This window comes from Leptolyngbya subtilissima AS-A7 (assembly GCF_039962255.1).
GTDB lineage: Bacteria > Cyanobacteriota > Cyanobacteriia > Phormidesmidales > Phormidesmidaceae > Nodosilinea.
The window spans coordinates 718,537-740,341 of sequence record NZ_JAMPKY010000001.1 but is presented as its reverse complement, the minus strand read 5'-3'; the positions used below and the strand labels follow the sequence as shown (position 1 = coordinate 740,341).

The 21,805-nt window shown below is 56.5% G+C and carries 19 protein-coding genes; 13 read left to right on the top strand and 6 right to left on the bottom strand.

Annotated elements, in window-relative coordinates:
- Positions 1-27 precede the first annotated feature (27 nt).
- Entirely contained in the window at positions 28-2,742 is a 2,715-nt protein-coding gene (gene cphA, locus NC979_RS03330) for a cyanophycin synthetase (RefSeq protein WP_431191010.1), read from the top strand.
- Positions 2,743-2,827: 85 nt separating this feature from the next.
- Here cphA and NC979_RS03325 read toward each other — a convergent pair whose 3' ends face one another.
- Entirely contained in the window at positions 2,828-3,853 is a 1,026-nt protein-coding gene (locus tag NC979_RS03325) for a tetratricopeptide repeat protein (RefSeq protein WP_190523694.1), read from the bottom strand.
- Positions 3,854-3,893: 40 nt separating this feature from the next.
- Entirely contained in the window at positions 3,894-4,670 is a 777-nt protein-coding gene (locus NC979_RS03320; protein ID WP_190523689.1) for an RNA polymerase sigma factor, read from the bottom strand.
- 288 nt (positions 4,671-4,958) lie between these two features.
- Here NC979_RS03320 and NC979_RS03315 point away from each other — a divergent pair, with 288 nt between their 5' ends.
- Positions 4,959-5,534: a glyoxalase-like domain protein gene (locus tag NC979_RS03315; protein ID WP_190523687.1), complete on the top strand. Its 576-nt coding sequence runs from the start codon at positions 4,959-4,961 to the stop codon at positions 5,532-5,534.
- Positions 5,535-5,783: 249 nt separating this feature from the next.
- Here the strand turns inward: NC979_RS03315 and NC979_RS03310 are convergent, their stop codons facing one another.
- On the bottom strand, positions 5,784-6,845 hold the full coding sequence (locus NC979_RS03310; protein ID WP_190523680.1) for a hypothetical protein: 1,062 nt from the start codon (positions 6,843-6,845) through the stop codon (positions 5,784-5,786).
- Positions 6,846-7,446: 601 nt separating this feature from the next.
- Here NC979_RS03310 and NC979_RS03305 point away from each other — a divergent pair.
- From NC979_RS03305 to NC979_RS03270, 8 genes are all read left to right on the top strand, one after another.
- Entirely contained in the window at positions 7,447-8,460 is a 1,014-nt protein-coding gene (locus NC979_RS03305) for a FecR domain-containing protein (RefSeq protein WP_190523678.1), read from the top strand.
- 158 nt (positions 8,461-8,618) lie between these two features.
- Positions 8,619-9,791, top strand: a complete 1,173-nt coding sequence (locus tag NC979_RS03300) for an efflux RND transporter periplasmic adaptor subunit (RefSeq protein ID WP_242024186.1) — start codon at positions 8,619-8,621, stop codon at positions 9,789-9,791.
- A 9-nt stretch (positions 9,792-9,800) separates the two neighbouring features.
- Positions 9,801-10,964, top strand: a complete 1,164-nt coding sequence (devC, locus tag NC979_RS03295; RefSeq protein WP_190523677.1) for an ABC transporter permease DevC — start codon at positions 9,801-9,803, stop codon at positions 10,962-10,964.
- Between the two features lie 140 nt (positions 10,965-11,104).
- A complete protein-coding gene (locus tag NC979_RS03290) occupies positions 11,105-11,290 on the top strand; it encodes a hypothetical protein (protein WP_190523676.1) in 186 nt (61 codons plus the stop codon).
- A 53-nt stretch (positions 11,291-11,343) separates the two neighbouring features.
- Positions 11,344-12,516, top strand: a complete 1,173-nt coding sequence (devC, locus tag NC979_RS03285) for an ABC transporter permease DevC (protein WP_190523675.1) — start codon at positions 11,344-11,346, stop codon at positions 12,514-12,516.
- The gene (locus tag NC979_RS03280; protein ID WP_190523674.1) at positions 12,513-13,295 is read left to right on the top strand and encodes a DevA family ABC transporter ATP-binding protein; all 783 of its coding nucleotides are present in this window, start codon (positions 12,513-12,515) and stop codon (positions 13,293-13,295) included. Before devC (NC979_RS03285) ends, NC979_RS03280 begins: the two co-directional genes overlap by 4 nt.
- A 107-nt stretch (positions 13,296-13,402) precedes the next feature.
- On the top strand, positions 13,403-13,894 hold the full coding sequence (locus tag NC979_RS03275; RefSeq protein WP_190523673.1) for a T3SS (YopN, CesT) and YbjN peptide-binding chaperone 1: 492 nt from the start codon (positions 13,403-13,405) through the stop codon (positions 13,892-13,894).
- A 616-nt stretch (positions 13,895-14,510) separates the two neighbouring features.
- Positions 14,511-15,566, top strand: a complete 1,056-nt coding sequence (locus tag NC979_RS03270) for a glycosyltransferase 61 family protein (RefSeq protein WP_190523668.1) — start codon at positions 14,511-14,513, stop codon at positions 15,564-15,566.
- A 250-nt stretch (positions 15,567-15,816) separates the two neighbouring features.
- Here NC979_RS03270 and NC979_RS03265 read toward each other — a convergent pair whose 3' ends face one another.
- Positions 15,817-17,073 carry an aldehyde dehydrogenase family protein gene (locus NC979_RS03265; protein ID WP_190523666.1) on the bottom strand — a complete coding sequence of 419 codons (1,257 nt, stop codon included), beginning with the start codon at positions 17,071-17,073 and terminating at the stop codon, positions 15,817-15,819.
- A gap of 4 nt (positions 17,074-17,077) precedes the next feature.
- Positions 17,078-17,488, bottom strand: coding sequence for a hypothetical protein (locus NC979_RS03260; protein WP_190523664.1), 411 nt, complete (start codon positions 17,486-17,488; stop codon positions 17,078-17,080).
- A 245-nt stretch (positions 17,489-17,733) separates the two neighbouring features.
- Between NC979_RS03260 and NC979_RS03255 the strand changes: the two genes are divergently transcribed.
- A complete protein-coding gene (locus NC979_RS03255) occupies positions 17,734-18,387 on the top strand; it encodes a hypothetical protein (protein ID WP_190523662.1) in 654 nt (217 codons plus the stop codon).
- Positions 18,388-18,420: 33 nt separating this feature from the next.
- On the opposite strand, the gene NC979_RS03250 is transcribed toward NC979_RS03255, so the two are convergent.
- On the bottom strand, positions 18,421-19,236 hold the full coding sequence (locus NC979_RS03250; protein WP_190523660.1) for an FkbM family methyltransferase: 816 nt from the start codon (positions 19,234-19,236) through the stop codon (positions 18,421-18,423).
- 266 nt (positions 19,237-19,502) lie between these two features.
- Between NC979_RS03250 and NC979_RS03245 the strand changes: the two genes are divergently transcribed.
- Both NC979_RS03245 and NC979_RS03240 read left to right on the top strand, forming a co-directional pair.
- Positions 19,503-20,249, top strand: a complete 747-nt coding sequence (locus NC979_RS03245; protein WP_190523657.1) for a hypothetical protein — start codon at positions 19,503-19,505, stop codon at positions 20,247-20,249.
- 108 nt (positions 20,250-20,357) lie between these two features.
- On the top strand, positions 20,358-21,773 hold the full coding sequence (locus NC979_RS03240; RefSeq protein WP_190523655.1) for a hypothetical protein: 1,416 nt from the start codon (positions 20,358-20,360) through the stop codon (positions 21,771-21,773).
- The last annotated feature ends 32 nt before the right edge of the window (positions 21,774-21,805 follow it).

Here is a 21,805-nt window from a genome sequence, read left to right as displayed (position 1 = left end):
GCGCTGCTCTCGGGCCAACCCTGTTCTATGACTGGTGAGTTACGACAGCCCATGCGAATTCTCAAAACCCAGACTCTACGAGGGCCAAACTACTGGAGCATCCGCTATCCCAACCTGATTCTGATGCGGCTGGACTTAGAAGATCTCGCTGACCGCCCCTCCGACCAGATTCCTGGGTTTTACGAAGCGCTGGTAGAAACGCTCCCTAGCCTGATCGAGCACTTTTGTTCTCCGGGGCATCGGGGTGGCTTCTTGAGTCGAGTGCGCCAGGGCACCTACATGGGCCACATCGTTGAGCATGTTGCCCTTGAGCTGCAAACCATGGCCGGCATGCCCGTTGGCTTTGGCCGCACCCGCAGCGTAGCCGAGGCCGGGGTATATCAGGTGGTGTTTGAGTATCAGAACGAGCAGGCCGGACGCTACGCGGGCCGCGCTGCCGTGCGCCTGTGCAACAGCCTGGTCGAAACCGGTCACTACTCCAAGGAAGATCTGGAGCAAGACCTAGCCGACCTGACCGAGTTTCGCCTTGATGCCGCCCTTGGCCCCAGCACCGAAGCCATTGTGCGCGCCGCTGAAATTCAAGATATTCCCTGGATGCAGCTCTCTACCCGAGCGATGATTCAGCTGGGCTACGGCCGCTACCAGCAGCGGGTGCAGGCCACCCTGAGCAGCAAAACCAGCATTTTGGCAGTAGAGCTGGCCTCTGACAAAGAGGGCACCAAGCAGATCTTGCGCAACGCTGGGGTACCCGTGCCCCGGGGCACCGTCATCAACTATTTAGATGAACTCGAGAATGCGATCGAGGATGTGGGCGGCTACCCCATCGTGATCAAGCCCCTCGACGGCAACCACGGGCGCGGCATTACCATCGACATCGATACCTTTGAGGTAGCCGAGGAAGCTTACGAAGCGGCCAAAGAGGTGTCCCGAGGCGTAATTGTTGAACGCTTTTATCGGGGTCGCGACCACCGGGTGCTGGTGATCAATGGCCGAGTGATCGCGGTGGCCGAGCGGGTACCCGCCCACGTGGTCGGCGATGGCAAATCGACCATCGAGCAGCTGATCGACGTTACCAACCAAGACCCCCGACGCGGGGTAGGTCACGACAACCTGTTGACCCGTATTGAGGTCGATCGCACCACCTGGCAGCTGCTCGATCGCAAGGGCTACACCCTCGACACCGTGCTGCCTGAGGGCGAAATGTGCTACTTGCGGGCCACCGCCAACCTCAGCACCGGCGGTATCGCCATCGATCGCACTGACGACATTCACCCTGACAACATCTGGGTGGCCCAGCGGATCGCCAAAACCATCGGCCTCGATATTGCCGGCATCGACGTGGTTACCACCGACATCTCCAAGCCCCTGCGCGAGGTGGATGGCGTAATTGTGGAAGTCAATGCCGCCCCCGGACTACGCATGCACGTATGCCCCAGCGTCGGCATCGCCCGCAACGTGGCTGAGCCAATTCTGGCCATGCTGTTCCCGCCGGGGCAGCCCGCCCGCATTCCGGTGGTGGCGATTACCGGCACTAACGGCAAAACCACCACTACCCGCCTCACCGCCCACATTTTCAAGCAAACTGGGCAGATGGTGGGCTTCACCACCACCGACGGCATCTACATCGGCGACAACATGGTAGAGCCCGGTGACACCACCGGCCCCCAGAGCGCCCAGGTAATCTTGCAGGACCCGACCGTGGAGGTGGCGGTGCTGGAGACAGCGCGGGGCGGCATTCTGCGATCGGGCCTGGCCTTCAAAGACTGCGATATTGGCGTAGTGCTCAACGTCGCCGCCGACCACATGGGCCTAGGCGATATCGAAACCCTCGAAGACATGGCCCACCTCAAGAGCGTGGTAGCTGAAACCGTGCGCCCCAGCGGCTACGCGGTGCTCAACGCCGACGATCCTTTGGTGGCGGCCATGGCCCAAAAGGTAAAGAGCCAGGTAGCCTACTTCTCGATGGATCCTCACAACGAGCTGGTGCGCAAGCATTCTCAGCAGGGGGGCTTGGCCGCCGTCTACGAGCAGGGTTATCTTTCCATTCTCAAGGGCGACTGGCTGTTGCGCATTGAGCAGGCCGACAAGGTGCCCCTAACCATGGGCGGCAAAGCTCCCTTCCAGATTGCCAACGCTCTGGCAGCCAGTCTGGCCGCCTTCGCCCAGGGGGTTGACATTGGCTATATTCGTCAGGCTCTGCACACCTTTGAGGCATCCACTGACCAAACCCCAGGCCGCATGAACTTGTTTAACCTAGGCCGGTTCCACGCCCTAGTCGACTACGCCCACAACCCCGCTAGCTACGAAGCCCTGGGTGGTTTTGTGAAAAACTGGCCGGGCAAGCGCATTGGCGTGGTGGGTGGCCCCGGCGATCGCCGCGACGATGACTTCATCACCCTCGGCAAGCTAGCGGCTCAGATGTTTGACGACATCGTGGTTAAAGAGGACGACGACACCCGAGGCCGGGGCCGTGGTGACGCCGCCAAGTGGATTATCCACGGCATCGAGGAGGGGGTTGGCCACGCCAGCTACCGTACCATTCTCGACGAAACCGAGGCGATTAACACGGCTCTAGACAGCGCTGAGGATGACAGCCTAGTGGTGATTTTGCCCGAGACCGTGACCCGGGCGATCGCCTTGATCAAAGCCCGCAATCCATTGCCCCCGGTGAAGCCAGGGTTAGAGGGTGCCGCTGAACTAAAAACTGCACCCTTCGACCAATATGCTCAGGTGCATCCCTAGGCGACGAGCGGCTATCCCCTCCAACTCAAAAGGGCTTCCCTAGAATTCCGGGGAAGCCCTTCTGAGTAACTGATGTATCAGCAGGCTAAAACTCCAGCAGCCGGTTGATGAACTCGGCTTCTAGGGACTTTTGCTGAAGATCGCGCGCGATTTGTAGCCCCAAAGTAAAGGCTTGCTCGGCCCGAGCCCGATCGTCAACTAGCAGGTAATAGTCGCCCAGCGATCGGTAGCTGAGGGCGGTCTGTAGATCCGGCGGCACAGTTCCCAAGGTAAGGGCGGCACGCCGGTCAAGGTAGCCTTTGGCCTGAACTAGGTCGTCCCGCTCTAGGTAAATACCAATTAGGCCATCGAGGGCGCGAATTTGCAGATTGCGATCGCCCGCATCAACTCCAGCCCGTAGCCCTACCCGATATGCCCCGATGGCGTTAGAATCGCGCCCCAGGGCCACATAAACATCGCCCAAGCTGTTGGACGAGTGGGCCTCACCCAGGTAGTCGCTGGCCAAAATGCGGTAGTTGGTAGCGGCTTCGAGCAACTGTACCGCCACGTCTAGATCGCCTCGTTGGGTTGCTACCTGGCCCAGGTTGCTGAGGGAAATGCCGATCGCCCGCGAATCACCTGTAGTGCGGGCAATTTGTAGGGCCTCTTGAAAGTGAGCCTGCCCTTCGTTCAGTCGGCCCTGATTGATGTAGAGATTGCCCAAGTTGTTGAGGCCGTAGACCTGCCCTAACAGGTCGTCGTTGTCCCGGGCGGTGCCGATGCGTAGCACAAACGCTCGCTCGGCTTCGGGGTAGCGGTCTAGGGTAGCAAAAGCCGCTCCCATCGAGCCGTAGGCCCGCCCCGCCGACTGACCGTCACCCAACAGACGATAGATCTCGGCCGCCTCGGCCCAAGAATCCACGGCTTGGGTGAGATTGCCCTCGGCCAGCTGCTGGTTGCCCAGCTGCATCCAGCCGTCAGCCACATCTCGCGACTCTCCCTGAGTCGCGCTGTTGGGGCGCAGATCGAGCTGTTCTTCTAAGTTGGCAGCTGGGGCGGCCTGCCCAACCAGAAGCATGAGACCTAGCGCCAGGCCCAGTTTGCCGGTGTGCTTCTTACCGATTTGATTCATTGCTATCGCCCCTCCCCAGGACTCCCGTTGTCGGTCAAAATTAGTTGGCCCATTCGTTGCCAAAGTCCCCGCCCAAATCCCCCGTGGTGCCCACTAGGTTGGCATCTGCCAGACTGACTCCCTCCAGGTCGGGAACGGTCAGCAGGCCGTCGAGGTCATCGGGTAAAGGCTCAGGGCGCAGCGACGCATCGCCCAGATAAATCTGGCGAATATCCTCGGGCAGGGCCGACTCTAGGTGCTGAAAGGCTAGCCCCAGCTTCTGGCGCACATCGGCTGCGGTCAGGGCTTCACCCTCGGCTTGGAGGTAGGCAGCAATGCGGTTCTCGCTCCAGCGAAAGGTCAGGGCCATGACTGCCACCAGTCGCTCTACTGGAGGCAAGCAATCGAGGGCCTGCTCGACATAGCACCACAGCGGCGGCGTGGCCTGGTCGAGGGAATAGTGGATGGTCTCGACCTCAGGCACCACCGCCTGGTTAATGCACAGGGCGGTAATGTTGATCAGCCAGTTTTGTAGGGTAAACGCTCCGGGTCCTTCGCCTGCGACTGCCTCAGGGCATTCGACACCGCTCAGCTCGAGGAGAATGTGACGCCAAGTAAGGGCAAACAGGTATTCGGCCTGCACGGGCGATCGCGCCGAATGGCGAATTAGGCTATAGACCATCGGGCTATAGCGACAAAAAATCGCTGTAAAGTAACGCCCCGCATCGCCGTGGCGCTGGAATAGCTGCACTAGTTCGCGATCGCTCAAATGGTGCAGCGACTGCACCAGCCTGTGGTCACACTCAGGAAAATTAGGAATAGGCGCTGGGCTAGACATAGGTTGAGCCGTGGAGAACGTTGACCAAAGCCACCCCCAGATCTGCGATCGCTACTGACCCAGGCTGCGGGTTAAATCAGCCTTTAATATACCTACCATGGGGATTTTGGCGACGTATTTTTTGTGAAACTCACAGATTTTTCCAAGCCTGGACTCATGATACCGCCACCCCCTCAGCAAGTACCTCACGACTGGGGAGTTGATGGCAGAATTGATACACTGGTTACGAGCCATTAGTATTGGGGCGAGTGCCACAACCGCCCTTGTCGTTACCCTGTGAGTGGGCCTATGCTGCTTGACTGCTCCCTAAACCTCCGCCTGGCTTCCCTGCTGGGGCTGCCCCTCGACAGCATCATGTCGACCCAGGGGATCATGGTCTTGCTGCTAGTGGCCTACGCCGGGGCCATGTGGATGTTTCTGAAGGGTGCCCCCAAGGTTTACACGGTGATGGTGTCTGACCTGGAAGTAGCCCGTCGGTTTTATGAAGGCATGCTCAACCTGCCCGCCGCCGAGGTGCCCCTGCACTACTACTACAACTATGAGCAGACCCTGGGCACTGCTGGCCTTGACCCCATGTATTTGGGCGGTGCCACTAGCCTGGCTAGCCAGAACGTGATGAACAGCCCCGAAGGGCTGTGGTATCAGCTGCGCAAAAATACTCAGCTTCACGTGGTGGGTGGTGCTAGCCTAGGCCACCGTAATCAGCAGCGTCACGTCTGCTTTGACCACAACTGTCTGGAGTACATTTTGATGCGCGTGCAGCTAGGCGGCGTGCAGCACAAAATTCGCAATGAAAAGCCCCTTAACTTTCTGGTCAAAGACTACGACAACCAGGTAATCGAGCTAGCCGAAATCAACGACTAGCCTTCTGCCCACCCAGGTCGATAGTGGTTCTATAAGAGCTAAATCACAATTGCGTCAATCGCTTCATTGACCAGCCTTTCGCGCCCTAAATCCATGAGGTGTTACTGAATCAAGGAATGAATCGGCAACACCTCCAGACTCTGCATGGCCCCCATTAGGAAACTTAGTTGCAGTCTCTGGTGTCCCAGACCTTGCCATGGCACTGCTGACAGCCAGCACGGGGGTATCGCCGAACTCAACAACCTCTGACTAGAACAAGGGTATTGTGGCATCGATCGCTGCGCCAAAAAAGGTGTCGTTGAACCGCACCCGGGGCTCGGAGGAGCGGCCAAAGCTAACGCCGCCGTAGACGTTAAAACGTAGGCCGGGGGTAATGCGGTAAACCACCTGCCCCAGCACCTGCTGAAAAGTGTCGTAACGGTCTTGGGCGGTGTAGTCAATGAGGTTGAGCTGGTAGCTGAGACCCGCCTGTAGCCGAGGAGTGATGTCGTAGCCCAGGTAGCCTCCGGCCGACTGGAAGAAGCGGCTAAAGTCGGTGGCGGTGCCGCCGCTGGTGGACTGGGCACCGTTGAACTGAACCAGATAGTAGGTGTCGAGGGCTAGCTTTGGCGTAATGGGGTCGCGGCGACCTAAGGTGAGGCCCAGAGCCGTATTTTTGAAAAATCTTCCCCGGTTGCCGCCAGGCCGATACAGCTCTTGGTAAGTGAAGACCAGCTGCCCATAGCTGCGGGGGGTTAACCCCTGGCGCACCCCCACCCGCAGCCGCAAATCGTCGTAGTTGAGCGCTGACTGAGCACTGTAGCGCTGTAGCCCGTAGTCAGCAGTGGCAATTAAGGCGGTTTGCGGCCCCAAGGCAGGGTAGACGCCAAACCCAATTGAAGGACGCAAAAAGGTATCACCAGTCAGCCCGCCCACATCGTTGACGGCCAGCAAAATATTGTCGCTGCTGGCGATCGCCAGGCGGGCCGAGAAAAACCCAATTTTTGCCGGTGGTCGCGGCGCCACGGGAATTTGGGGCTGATCGCGAATGCGCAAAATACCTAGGTCATTGTCCTCTAGCGGGCTGCGCACCTGAATGACTCCTAGCTCTGGGTCTTGACCCGTGGGGTCAGCATTGGGGTCAGCCTGAGCCAGGGATGCTGGAGTCGAGGGTTGGGATGCCGGGGTTGGTGGAGCCAGCGCGGCCGCAGTGGTTAGATAAGTCTCCGTAACAAGGGCCTGGTCGGGGGCGATCGCAGGCCCAGTAGCAGCTGAGTTGAGGCTCAGTTCGCGGACCAATGGCTCCTCCTCAGTAGATGGGGCCAGGGTCACAGTTGAGTTTCCTAACCTAGAAAGGAGGGGTGATAACGGAGATTGTAGGGGTGCCGCATCCTCGACCGCGATCGAGGTTATCACCTCAACACTGGCGGCAGGGGCCGCCGGAAGGTTCAACTGCTCTGCCTTGGCTCGGTCCGGCAGGACGCCGCTGCAGAGCAAGCCAAAGCTAACTAACGCCAGGGGGAGGGAGGGGTGCCGCTTAACCAATGGAGTCTGCTCGGATATAACGTGTGTTGTCCTGTCACCAGCAGAATCACTGATCTTGCTGCTGATTCCCGAAAAAAGGGCTCACATTCATTAAAGATTTAATTTGAAGCGGATACAAGATTTATGAATCCGCCCCAAATTGAATTGCCTGAACCCTACCATAGAGCTAAGGCTCCGCTTCGAGTAGCGCCTAGTTCGCTAGAACTCTGCCAAAACAGCGACGGCACTGCACCAATTTTGAGTTGATGGTGTTACCCCTGGCGATCAACTGCCACTGCTAGGGTACCCTACCCACAATCGCCCCAGCAGTTTAGGGGCTAGGGCATTTGGCCGCATCTACCCTAAGGCCATGGACCTGCTGTAATTAGTGGTCACTCTTCACCGAGCTATGGTTTTTCGTACCAATAAGTTTTCGGCAGTGCTGCTGGCGGTTGTAGGCAGTACTGCGATCGCGTCTCCGGGTTTGGCAGAGGTGCCCTGGGCCTGGGCCAATTTAAGGGCCAGCACCTATCAAGTGAGCCTAGTTGCCGCCAGCGGGAACACCCGACCGGCCACGGCAGCCGACTGCTTTTGCCCAGGGGAGGTCCTGAACACCAGCGCTTCGGCTAGGGCCGAGGTGCTCTTTAATGATGGGTCGCTGACTCGGGTGGGCGAGCAGGCCAGCCTGCGTTTTTGGCCCGACACCCGGAAGCTGCTGCTGAGCCAAGGTACGGTAGCCCTGTTTGTGCCTCCCAACCAGGGGCGGACGACCGTTCAAACCCCGAATGCCACCGTGGGGCTCAACAGCACTGCTGTGGTAGTGCGTTATGTGCCCTCTCGGCAGCTGACCCTGGTAATGGCTCTGGCCGACTTACCCACAGCCCCCGTGCTGGTGACGGCGGCCGAGACAGGCCAGGAGCTGGCGCTCTACGGAGGGCAAATGGCCTTGATTGGCGGCGGTAGCTGGCAGGTTGTGGAGTTTGACCTGCTGGAGTTTTACCAAACCAGCGTTTTGATGGCGGACCTGCACCTAGATGACCCCGCCTATCGCCCTGACCTCAATGACCCCCTGGCCGCTATGCGACCCGATCTACTCCGCACCCTAGAGCAGCAGACTCCCTTCAATACCGAGAACGCAATTTTAGACCCTACCTTAATTAACGACTTTGCTACTGAAGCCAGCATCCAGGGTGTAGAGGACCTGCTGCTCACAACTCCTGCCACAGTGGAAGAGCTGAGGCGCCTCAATGATACGCCACCTGGAGTGGTCAACCCGCTGCCAGACATCCCGGCTACGGCTTCCCCACCTACGGCAAGTCCTCTCACGGTTGAGGCTCCCCCCGCTGAGGCTCCGCCCGTTGAAGGTGCAGCGGCAACACCTGCTAGCGTTGGTGGAACCCCAGCATTTAGCCCGCCCCCCTAGAGGCCGTTGGCAATAACTAAGTTCTGAGCCTCGCTAGCCCAAGGGTTTGGCGAGAAATACCTGACGATCGCTTTAGGCCTCGTCCCAATTTAGCTGCCTGCGCCCATTGACTAAACTACACCGTTCAGTTAAATTCAGTGCAGTTGTCCTATGCGCCTATGTCTACCCACCCGATTCAGCCTTGGAGAAAGCCGAGTTTTTGGCTGTTGATTGGTGCCCTGCTGTTGGTGGGGGCAGGTTCCACCATAGCGGTGCGCAACGTCATGCAAAGCCGCCAGGCCGCTCGCGAGCAGGCCGAGCTGCCACCCCCGCAGCAGGTGAAGGTGGTCGCTCTGGGGCGAATTGAGCCTGCCAGCCGCGTCATCGACGTAGCCACGGCCGAAGCCGGTCGCATCGATCGCCTTGAGGTGGAGAAAGGCGACCAGGTACAGGCGGGTCAGGTATTGGCCTATCTGGACACCTACGATGTGCGCCGAGCCGAGCGCGATGTGGCTGCCAGTGAGCTAGCCGAGGCTCGGGCCCAGCTCGCTGCTGAGACGACCTTAGGCAATTCCCAGGTGCAAGAGGCCAGCACTCGAGTCGGTCAAATCGATGGGCCGCAGCAGGCCGCGATCGCCGCTCAGCAATCCGCCGTTGAGAGCCTTCAGGCCGAGCTGAGCGTCGCTGAAATCGATCTGGCCCGCTTTCAAGCACTCAACGAATCGGGGGCGATCTCTCGCCAAGAGCTAGACCGCCAGCAGGCCACCGTCAATAGCTTGCGCGCCGATCTGGGCAACGCACAGGCAACTAAACAGCGGCTAGAGCAGGCCCGCCTCAGCGACATCAGAAATGCCCAGGCTCAGGTGGTTTCGGCCCGGGCCACCACCACCCGCGACCAGGTGGCCAGCCGGGTCGACTCAGCCGCTCAGAACCTAGCCCTGGCCGAGGCCCAGCTGGCTCGCACCATTGTGCGATCGCCCCAGGCTGGTCAAGTGCTCGATGTCTTTGCCTATCCTGGGGAGGCCGTAGCTCCGGCTGATGGCCCTATTTTGGCTTTGGGCGACACCAGCCAGATGGTGGTGGTGGCCGAGGTCTACGAGACCGACATTGGTCTGGTTGAAGTCGGGCAGCCCGCCACCATTACCAGCCGTAACGGTGCCTTTAGCGAAACCCTGACCGGCACCGTCAGCGAGATTGGCCTGCAAATTGCCAAAAACGACGTGCTCGACGACGACCCCGCTGCCAACGCCGACGCTCGCGTGGTCGAAGTGCGGGTGCAGGTTGACCAGAGTGATGCGGTGGCGGCGCTCACCAACCTTCAAGTTGACGTCGCCATCGACATTGAACCCTAGGAGGTGGCGATGAAGTTCCCGTCCCTGCCCCGCATTCCCCTAGCCTGGTACAACCTGCGGCACGATCGCCCCCGCCTGCTGGTGGCCGTAGCCGGAGTCACCTTTGCGGTGCTGCTGATGTTTATGAACCTGGGTTTTTTAGGGGCGTTAGTCAGCACCACCGTCAACTTCTACGACCAGTTCAACGGCGATATTTTTCTAATTTCGCCCCAGTCCTTAGAGATTAGCTCGACCAAAGCGTTTCCCCGCGAGCGGTTGTACCAGGCAGCGGGCATTGAGGGCGTGCAGCAGGTGATGCCCCTCTATGCCGAATACGCCCTCTGGAAGAACCCCGAAACTAGCCTCAGTCGGGCAATGTTTGTCTATGCCTTCAACCCCAGCGACCCGGTGTTTCTCATGCCCGAGCTGAATACAACCGAGGGTATTCGGGCGCTACAGCAGCCCAATGCGGCCTTTATCGACCGGCGATCGCGTCCCGAGTTTGGCCCCCAAACCCTTGGTCTCGAAACCGAAGCCGATCGCCGCCGCATCACCATCGCCGGCCAGTACGACCTGGGAGGTGGATTTGCCGCCGACGGCACCCTGATTATGAGCGACCAAAACTTTCTCCGCTACTTCAACCCGCGCCCGCTCGACCAGGTCAACCTGGGGCTGATATTGCTAGAGCCCGGTGCTGATGCCGAGCGGGTGAAAATTGCCCTGCAAGAGCAGCTACCCGCCGATGTGGAGGTCTACACCAAGCCCGAAATCGTTGCCAAAGAGAGCCGCTTTTGGATTCAAACCACCTCGATTGGCTTTATTTTTGGCCTGGGGGTAGTGGTCTCCTTTGTGGTGGGCACCGTGATTGTCTACCAAATTCTCTACACCGATATTCGCGACCACCTGCGGGAGTACGCCACCCTCAAAGCGATCGGCTACGGTGGCAGCTACCTGTTCAAAACCGTACTTCAGGAGGCGCTGCTGCTGGCCCTAATGGGCTATGTGCCGGGATTGATTTTAGCACTAGGGCTCTACCAGCTGGCCTACAACGCTACAGCGGGCACCCTGCCCATGCAGATGACGGTGTTTCGAGTCATTTTCGTGTTCTCTCTGACGGTGCTGATGTGTGCCCTGTCGGGGCTGATTTCGGTGCGCAAGGCCGTCACAGCTGACCCAGCGGAGGTATTTGCATGACCGCTTGCGCCAGAAAACCTAGAGTCTGGGGTTGGGACGCAACTGGTTTGGCTTGCAGCTGTCCAGCCTGCAACCACTGTCTAAAGCATCGCCCGACTCAAAAAAACACTCTATTCACCCAGCCGTTTAGGATCACCCGTATGACTCAACGTTTTCTGCCGCTGCTGTTTCCTGCCGTGGACCATCCGGTCTCAAAGGTTTCTAGCCACCTGATGTTTGATTGCCCCCGGCTAATGAGGGCAGGCTTTGCGCCTCTGAGAGGTGGTCTAACCGCAAAGAGCTTGGTAGGCGATCGCCCCCTAACCTGCCCGCCATCGCGCCGGTAACCGTAGCCTGAGCCGAAGATTCAAACTGCCCGTCCCCAATTCCTAGCCGCGCCATGCAGCGTACCCCCCTCGCCCTCCTCAACCTGATTCACGATCGCAAGAAGTTTCTCACCTCCATGGCTGGGGTGGCCTTTGCGGTGCTGCTGATGTTTCTGTTCACTGGCTTCAAAAACGCCCTCTACGATAGCCAGACCCAGCTGCTCGAAAAACTCAACGGCGAAATCGTGCTCATCAACCGGCTGAAGGAGAACATGTTTGTGCCTCGCTCCTTTGCCCGCCGTCGCCTCTACCAAGCCCAGGCCTTTGACGGGGTAGAAGGGGCCTATGCCATCTACCTCAGCGACGCCCGCTGGAAAAACCCCGACACCCGCAAAACCCGTCCGGTACGGGTAATCGCCTACAACCCCTCTGACCCGGTGCTGCCCATGCCCGAGGTGCTGGCCCGCCAGCAGGAGCTGCGGCTACCCAACACGGCGATGATTGACACTCGCTCTCGCGATGAGGTGGGACCGCGAGAAACCGGGGTCATCACCGAGCTGGCCGATCGCGAAATTAGGATTGTGGGCACCTTTAGCCTGGGCACCGACTTTGCCTCGGGCAACGGCAACTTGATCATGAGCGACCAAAACTTTCTGCGGTTTTTTGCCAATCGTGGCCCTGAGGAGGAAGAACGCAGCTTTGCCACCGCCGACATTGGTCTGCTGCGGGTAACTCCCGGCACCAACATCGAGACTCTGGTAAAGACCCTCAGCGAGGGGCTTCCCAAAGACGTGCTGGTCTTGCCCATGCAGGGGCCTGAGGGGTTCATCGCCCGCGAACGCACCTATTGGGAAGTCAATACCAACATTGGCTTTGTATTCTCGCTACTAACCGCGATGGGGTTTGTGGTGGGTATCATTCTCGTTTATCAAATTCTCTACACCGATGTAGCCGATCATTGGTCGGAGTACGCCACCCTGAAGGCGATCGGCTACGACAACGCCTACCTGTTTGGGGTGGTGATTCAGGAGGCGATTATTCTCTCGGTGCTGGGATTTGTGCCGGGCTTTTTGCTCAGCGCTCTGTTCTACAACCTGGGTGCCACCGTCACCGGCCTGTTGTTTAAGATGACCCTAGAGCGGGTGGTTAACCTGTATCTAGCAACTTTCATTATGTGTTTGATTTCTGGCGCTGTTGCCGTGCGTAAGGTGCAGCGTACTGACCCCGCAGAGGTATTTGGCCTATGAGTGCTACGCCGTTGTCTACGTCATCCCCAACCTCCGAGGTCACCGCTAGCTCGGTGCAGGTGCGCCACCTCGACTATTTCTTTGGCCGAGGCGATTTGCGCAAGCAGGTGCTTTTTGACATTAGCCTCGATCTGCACCCCGGCCAGATTGTGATTATGACCGGTCCTTCAGGTTCGGGCAAAACCACGCTGCTAACGCTGATTGGGGCGCTGCGATCGGCCAGCGAAGGCAGCCTCAAGGTGCTCAACCAGGAACTGGTAGGCATGGGCAACCGCAAGCTAGTCGAAATTCGCCGCAATATTGGCTTTATCTTCCAGGCCCACAACCTGTTTGAGTCGCTGACGGCTGCTCAAAATGTAGAGATGGCGGTGGAGCTAACCGGCAACTTTCGCAGCAAGCGGCGACTGGCGGTGGATATTCTCAGCCAAGTGGGGCTGGCGGAGCGGGCCGACTACAAACCTGCAGCCCTGAGCGGGGGGCAAAAGCAGCGGGTGGCGATCGCCCGCGCCCTGGTCAACCAGCCCAAGTTGATTTTGGCCGACGAGCCTACCGCTGCCCTCGACAAAAAATCGGGCCGCGACGTAGTGACCCTAATGCAGCAGCTAGCAAGCGAAAAGGGCTGCACCATTCTTATGGTCACCCACGACAACCGCATTCTCGACGTGGCCGATCGCATCATCAACCTGGTGGACGGCCGGCTAGAGTCCGATGAGAGCCCCCAGCAGTTCGTCGATTCCCATGTGCCCAAATCCCTCGATCAAAAGATGTTCATTATGTAGGGACTGGCTGAAAGCAGGTTGCTCTCCAAGGGCTCATGGTGGGCATTGCCCACCCTACGAAATGACTTGCCCATCCACCCTCCTACCCATCCACCCTCCCACTCCCCATGGCTATCTCCTTTGTCAGCAACGTTCAGGCGCTCACCTACACCAAGGTCGCCGACTATTTACAGGCCGCCGCTCTGTTCAAAGACAGCCTGCGGGCCTATCCCGATCAGCCCCAGTTCGACATCCTCTATGGCTCTACTCTGGTTGAAATCGAGGTGCTGCCATGGGAAGTACACCCCTGGGAAAAGGCCGATCTGGCTACGGTGCGCGCCACCAGCTGCGTCACCGTCGGCAGCAACATCGACCATGAACTGATGCACTTTTTGCTCACCGAAAACCGCCGTATGCGCTTCGGTGCCTTTCAGCTAGATGAGGCCAACCAAGTGCTCTTCTCAGAAAGCGTCCTCGGCGGCGAAAACATGGACCTGATGGAGCTTCAAACCTGCATTCTTTCGGTGGTGACTATTGCCGATACCTATGATGACGTCATCGCCCAACGCTTTGGGGGTCGGCGCGCTATTGACCGATTAGCGGATGCGATCGCCTCTTAAGCCATGGCTCTATTCAGCTGAACTCTCATTGTTCTATGGGGGGCGATCGCCTAAGGTGCTTCAAACTCGGCAGCAGCAAAAACTTCAACCTATTGCCCGTGACAAGCCGAGTAAGACGGTTTTTCAAACGCATCATCTACAGCATCCCAGCGGGTATTCGAAGCATCAAGGACTCCACAGAGAGGGTGTTTTTGCCGCAAGTCTTGGCTGTGAACGGCGGGCGTAACTAGATAGCTTGGATTTTTTCCTTTCCAGTCGGTCATAGCTATGCCTACTGGGCGCAACATGCAGCCTCAAAGAGGCACACAAGGACAAGTGTCTATGCCTGTCCAAGCTGATGTAGTTGAACGAGCATAGAGGCTTCCTTGCGTGGTCTTCACTCTTCCTTAACACTTGAAGCGTTTCAAGCCCAAGGTCGGTGAAGTTAAGTAGAGGGTCGAATTTGGCAGGATACAATTCTGGGCTTCTGCTTTTATATTAAGGCTGTCATTCTTAACTGCGGCGCTACTCGTAAGCATAAGTACTCATTTTTAATTTTACAGCTTTGCTCATTTTGTAGTTGATAGTGTTTTTTCTAAATTCATTAATTAGCTGAAAACTTTTCAAAAGGTTTGAAATGGATATAACTCTGAAGCATAAAGTCCCAGGTCTTGAAGTTGCATCTTCAATGATGTACTGCTTTCCTACCGGTGCAATGGACGTATGGCGCCCAGCTGCTGAGCCAGTGATAATGCCAGCGCAATATCTTGAACCTTTTGAAGGAGAAGTTAGAGTAAGTTCTGGTGTAGCCACAACGAAATCAGCCGCCCTTAGCCGGAAGCGGAGAGCTCAATTATTTGTTTCCAAAGCAATAAAGGGGGAGAAAACTCTCGACTACTCGGGAAAATTCATATTTGACGCTCGCTTCGATGTATTTACAAACATCGGTCACATTCTTGAGAATGTTGCAACTCGAGTTCTTCTAGCAAGAAAATTCTTGAGTGAACATTTTCAAAAAGACATTGAAATTCATGTTGTTCTAGGTTCTAGGGTACCTAAATACAGCATGACTATGGAAGTATACCGATTACTCGGCTTTCCCCTCATCTTTACAGATGACAATGTCCGTGGTGAGATTGTTACCTGTCCAGAGCACAGGGTCTTTAGCATTAGACCCCAATTTTTTGGGTTCGATTTTCCAGGATATAAAGAAGAAACCCCTGAAAAAATCTTTATCCCTCGTAGGGGAAGCCGTAGCTTAATCAATAATGATGAAGTTACTAAATTTATGGAGGAGCGAGGGTTTAAAACGCTTTACTTTGAGGATCTGGCGCTTGATGATGAATGGTCAATTGCTCGCAATGCCAAGGAGGTAGTAGTAGTTCATGGTGCTGCCAGCAGCAATTTCATTTTAAACCGTGTCGGCCTGCGGGACAATGCTGAGCCAGGCAGCGGACTCAAGCTAATTGAGTTGATGTCTCCTTCATGGAACTTCTACGAGAATCGATACATGACTAATGCCCTAAATGGCAAATGGTGTTGTGTACGAGGTCAGATCACCCCTCAAATGCTTGAGGCACTGGATTTTGCCAAAATAACTCCTGACGCTCGAAAGTCTCCCTTTAAAGATCCCTTTAAAGTAGATTGCGGAACTATTCAAATGGCACTTGATTATCTTGGTATGGGCAAATAAAAAGTACTGTGTTAAAGGTGTATCCTTGCCAGATTGGTCCAGACCTTTTACGTCCCTTAGGCTGCGATGACTTAACGCCTGCGGCTTCCCGCTGAACAGAGGGTGGCATTGGAGAGTCCACAGTCTATAGCCCCTCCTGATTTGATGTAACCAAATCAGGAGGGGCTATAGCTATGCAGTAGTGTTGGTGCGGTGCGATCGCGACAGCTCTGAGCAAACTACCGACCTCCAGCCTCACGACAGACAAAAGCTACTCAAGGCCCTGCAAAATGTGCTGAGTGGTGACGAATGCCCCGAGGCCCACAAAGCCATTGCAGCGGCCGCGCTGCGCTGTCATACCCAGAGCAATAGAGGACGCTTGGGCTGGGTTTCGCACAAATCGGGGTGAGGTATTGATATAGATTACGGAACTGGTGACGAGCTGAGTAAAGCGGCTGCTTTCGGCATAGGTTTCAGTGGCGATTGCATTGGCGTGGCCGTTGCTGTAGCGATTGATCAGCGTTGCCGCCGTTTGCACACTGTCTACCAAGCGTAGAGCCACCGTTTTGCCCAAAAAAGGGCGCTTCCAGTCGGTCTCTGCTGCCAGTTTCACATTGGGCAGGTCGGGCAGTAGGTCCTCGTCGGCCAATACCTCAAAGTCCTGGTCCCACAGGGTATGGCATAGCTGCACCAGGGCAGAGGGATTGCCGCCTCGGTGAACCAGCACCTTTTCTACCGCATTGACCGCGTCAGGCTCCCCGCGGTGGCTGTCGAGCACCATGTGGGTGACGGTGTCGAGCTGTCCTGTGGGCGACCAGTAGAGATAGCAGTTACCCATCGCCGTGGGCAGCACAGGCACACCGGCCTGACGCACCACCTGCTGCACCAGGCTTGGCCGACCGTAGGGAATGATTAAGTCGATGCCGGGATCCTGCAAGAGCCAGCTTCGGGCGACGTCGCCCTGCTCCTCGGTCAGCGACAGAATGCAGTAAGGCGATAGCCCAACAGAATCTAGGGCTTGGTGGAGAGCCTGCAAAATTGCCTGGTTGGTTTGACTGGCTTCGTTGCTGCCTTTGAGAATGAGGCCGTTACCCGTGCGCAGGCTCAACCCCGCAGCGATCGCCGCCAGCTCCGGAAATGCCTCATAGATCATGGCCACGACCCCTATGGGCACCACCTGCCCATAGCCAGCCACGGCCTTGCTCAGCCGACTAGGAGCAGGGTGCAGCAGCCCCCGGGGATCGCCCAGGTAAGCCAGCCGCCGCAGAATTTTAGCAGTGGTTTGCAGTCGTTCGGGGGTGAGCTTCAGCCAGTCGAGCACCCGTTCGGGCACAGCCATCTCCAAGCTGGCCTCGAGATCGAGGGTATTGGCTTCGAGAATGTCGTCAAAGCTAGCTTCAATAGCGGTGGCAACCCCCTCTAGCAGGCGGGTTTGGGTGTCGAACCCGGCGGTGGCTAGGTCGCGACCGGCCTGGCGCACCTGCTCAACTGCCGCGCTGAAGTCTGCTTGAGTAGTCAGGTTTACCATGGGCCTAACGCCGAGAGGCCAGCCAAAACATACCGACCACCGCCAGCGCCACCGCCAGGGTAGTCAGCAATCGCGCCACCGATTGGGCACCGTCGGGGGTTTGCAGGGTAGCCAGCAGCAAGAAGAACACCATCATGCCAAAGGCGGCCAGTACCACCAGGGGTAGGTAGCTCACGTTTAGGGATGAGCGATCGAGGCGCCATTGCTGCCCGGTCCAGCGCCAGAGACGCTTGTAGGGATAGTGGGTAGACAGCTGCTCAATCACGTAGCCGTCGTCTTGCACAACAAAAATTTGCTGACAGCGATCGCAGCCAAAGGCCTCGGTCAGGGTAATGGGCTTAATGCACCCGTTGCGACGACAAGGGCAGGGGTAGTCGGCGTTCTGATCGATCTTTTGGCTTTTATAAGTACGCACAGCACTGCCGGGGTGGGAGCGAAGACGGGCTGAAATTACTCATCATTCTGACACATTAACCAAAACCTCTCCTGAAATACAACCTGCGGTCGGCCAAGAACCGACAGACAGCAATGGAACTGGTTGGCAGAGCCCAACTTTGTCTTTAAACTGTATCCCCCGTGGCTTGAATTCTTGAGGACAAACGTGATATGTAGGGCTGATAAAACCCTGTTTCCACTCGCCCCAATGGGCAGGATGTTGCTATGGTTACCGATCGCCTGGAGACGGCAGTGAGAAACTTTCAGCACGTCAATCAGATGGTAGAGCGCTACACCCGGCTATGTCGCGCCTATATCACGCTGTCTGAGCGATTTAATCAGCTCGATGTAGAGCACATGACCCTAAAAGGGCAAATGGTGCCGCTGCTGAAGTCGCTGAAGGCTCACCAGGCCAAACTACACACCGTTGAATCCGAGAAAGCGGCGATGCAAACCGCTTTAGAAGGACAGGAAGCGCGGCTGCAAGCTGCCCTCGATCAGCAAGAGGCCCAGCACCGGCAAGAGCTCCAGCAGTTGACCACCGCCTACGAAGAGAGGCTACAAGCCCTTGCTAGCCACGTAGCCGAACTGCAACCCCTCGAGCAACTGCTCAACGCCGAGACCCATCACGAGCTCAGCGCCGCCGAAGCGCAGATGGAGCTGATCCAAACTACCTTCGAAGAGATTGAGCAAGATAGCTCCCCCGATCTCTCCGCCGAAGAAAAGGCTCTGCTGGCCGCCTACCGATCTGACCCCGATGCCTTTCTGGTAGCAGCCGCTGATGCCCCTGTCGGCGGTGCGATCGAGGTAGAGGAACCAGTGGCCTCTCTGTGGCACTACTACTCCGACGAGCAGGTGCCTAAGGGGTTTAGGGCCTAGGCGATCGATTGAGACGCCAGGCCTCAGATCTCCCTAAGACACCAGCTTGCTGACCAGCCAGTTGGCCAAGCCCCCGCCGTAGGGTGCGCAGATCGATTGAATGCGTTCAGCGGAGAACTGATGCTGATAAAAACACAGCATGTTGCCGTAGACCCCATTGGGGTAAAAGGGTGCCTCTTGGGCCAGGTCTAGGGCCTGGAGGTCAAACATTTTAGGCTGAGTGCCGGCAGCGTAGTCGACCATGATGCTAAAGCCGTAGCCCCGCTGTTGCAGAGTCTGCAAGCAATCCATAGTGCCCGTCAAAAACTTAGGTGACCAACCCTTTTCACCCTGGTTACGGCTGCTGCCACCGCCATACTCAAACATCACCATTTGGGGCAGTCGCTCGGCAGGCAGCTCGGCAAACTGCTGGATCACTACCGACTCCCACCCTTCGATATCTAGCTTAAAGGCCGTAATCTGGGTCGCAGCCACCTGTTTTAGCAGAGTCGCCAAATCGAGGGTGAGCACCTGGCGAGTGGTGCTAGAAGCCCCAAACCAATCGGCTGCCAGGGAGCTAAAGTTGCTGTTGGCCAGGTTGGCAAACTGGCCCATATGTAGCGTTTGGGTGCCGACTCGATCTGACAGACACTGCTCGACCAGCCGAATGGGGTACTGCTGGCAGACCGTCCGCAATTTGTCGGTGGGGGAAGGTTCTACAGCGACGGTGGTAAACCCTAGGCGGGCAAACAGCTCGCAATAAAAGGCAAAGGTGCCCACCCCCACATCGACACAGAGCCCCTGACGCTGTGGGTCGATGTCGGGCAACAGGTGCTCAAGCAGGGCCTGGCAGCAAGCTTCTACGCGCATTAGATCGGCTCTAGAGAAAAATAATGTTCTAAGCGTAGAGCATCGCGGTCCCAGGAGAGTTTGTGGACTTCATCAAGATTGTCATCAGCACCGCATATCCATCGCAGAGCAGACGCACTGAGATTAACCCATCGTTAAGGTGAAAGGCTCTAGTGTATGCGCTAAAGCAGCGGCAGTAGGGCAACGACTTACTAGGGCAAACGCAGTTGCCTAAGCCATTGCTAGCTTGCGACATATTTCATTAATTGGGAACGGAGAGTCACACCATGCCTACTAAGTCTGCTAAAAAGAAAAATATCAAAAAGAGTACTCAGGTTGATCAACCTGTTAATCATCCCGAGGACAAGAAGCCCCTGATCGATACGACAATTTTGGGGATCAGTCCGCGAGAGCTTGGCTCCGTAGTGGCAGCGGCTGTGCTTGCTGAGGTTTCTCAGGTTGCTGCCAACAAAATCTCTGAGGCAGTCGCTCAATCAAACCCTAAAAAGACACTTCAAAATCAGCTCGACCCCATCAACCATTCGGTGAAGACTGTTGTGGGAGGAGTGAAAGACGCGATCGTCGATGCCGTTTCACCGGCCTCAGACGCGTCAGAGACGGTAGAAAACACCCTAGTTAACGGTCGAGCTGCCGCAGCCGATGAAATTGACCAGGGTGTGGAAAATGTTAAAGAGAAAACAGCCGTGACGGCAGGTATTGCCCAAGAGCGGGCTAGCGAGCTGATCGACGACACCAAACAGAAAGCGGATCAGACGCGAGAGTTTGTGGTTGCTCAGATTGAAAATGCGATCGCCGGAGCCCAAGGTAGAGCGGGTAAAACGCGACGGGCCTTAGGCAATCGCATTGACGCCACCCAGGATACCGCTAGTGCCACTCAAAAAGCTGTAGCTCAGGTCATTGACGAGGCCGTCCATCGGGTGAAGGTAATTCTTGCCACTAGCGCGCCCTCTGCTCAAAAGAGTGGAAAGCAAGAGAAGAAGAGGAAAAAAGCTAAGAAGAAGAAAGGTAAGTAATGGGATAGATGAACTGTGGGAACTGCATTGCTAACTGCCCTATTGATTGGTTTGCTAACAGCATTTGCATTCCATCTGTTACTTGCGTTTTTTGGTTTGGCTGTTGGTATGACAGCCCTAGGCTCGCGGCTTCCCTCACGGGCTGATGCAGAGCTTGCCAACAGTGGTGATCAGCAAAGCAACAGTGCCGAAAGCAGCTTAGCCAGCTCAATGACCAACGTAGTTTTCTGGGGTGGCTTAGGGCTGTTGCTGAGCACCAATGCAGTGCTTTTTAGCGCTTGTTTTTTGGCAGCAAAATTTAGTCAGCTGAATGACTCTGCACTGGGGGCGATCGCCGGGGTGGTGATTTGGTCAGCCTACTGGTTAGGTCTGACCTGGGTCAGTTCAACAGCGGTTAGTACGGCGGTGGGAGCAGTTTTTGGGGTAGCTACGGGTGGGTTGCGCCAATTAATAGCTACCTTGACGGCCGCCTTTGGCAACCAAGACAATACCTCAATATCTAACTCAATATCCCAAGAGGAGATAGCTGCCATAGTTCAACAGGAAATTCGGCAGGCACTGGACTTTGCTGCCCTCGATCCTTTACCTGAGCGTCCCATTGGCGATCGCCCCAATCAATCTGAAATTGACGACCTCCCGGAGGAATTGCCCTTAAGTTTGGAGGATGCAAATCTACACTTAGGGCAAGAGTTGGCGCTGTATTTGCGCCACACCCGCTTAAAGCGGCTGACGCCGAAGCGCATCCACAAAAAACTTCATGAGCTGCTGGAAGAGGCTCTGGAAAATGCTAGCTACGAAGCTCATCATCTGACCCTAGATCGAACTCAGTTGAAGGCGCTATTGAGAGAACGCCAGGATTTAGATAAGCAGCAGCGTCAGTACGTTCTGCAAGCAGTTGAGGCAGCCTGGCAGCAATTGATAGTTCAAGCGAATCTGGCATTTTCAGAAGACAGACAGCGAGATTCTCAACATTCCCTCCTAGATACTGTTCAGCCGATTGCGACGTACCTTACAGAGACTGTAGGTAAGCTAGATAATCAGTCAGACCCAGATCTTGAGTTAAAAACCAAGCTACAGAAGCATTTGTCTGAAGGACTAACGTTTTCTACAGCGGCTTCGCTAGTCGTTTTGCATCAGCTCAACCGAATCGATTGGGATGCATTGCTCGATCGCCTGCCGTTGGATAGCGTGATGGCTAACCCCGTTGAGCAAGTTGTGAGTAGTGTGCGATCAAATGCCCAGGATCTAATGGGTCAACCGCAGCAGTGGACCGAGGATTATTTGCTGCCGCAGGCCCAAGGTTTGAAGCATTTGGTGTTGCAGCAAGTAGAGCAATTTGAGCAAGGGCTACAGGCCAGAGTTGATAGCCTTAAAGCCCAAGCCCAAGAACGCTTAAACAAGACCCGCAAAACGGCTGCTGCCGCCGCTTGGTGGCTAGCAATTACGGCATTCACCACAGCAGGTTCAGCCGCGATCGCCGGTGCCCTAGCAACGGGAATGCACATTCCACCCTTGAGTTTCTAGGACAACAGTGTTCTTACTGTCGTCAGCAAGAA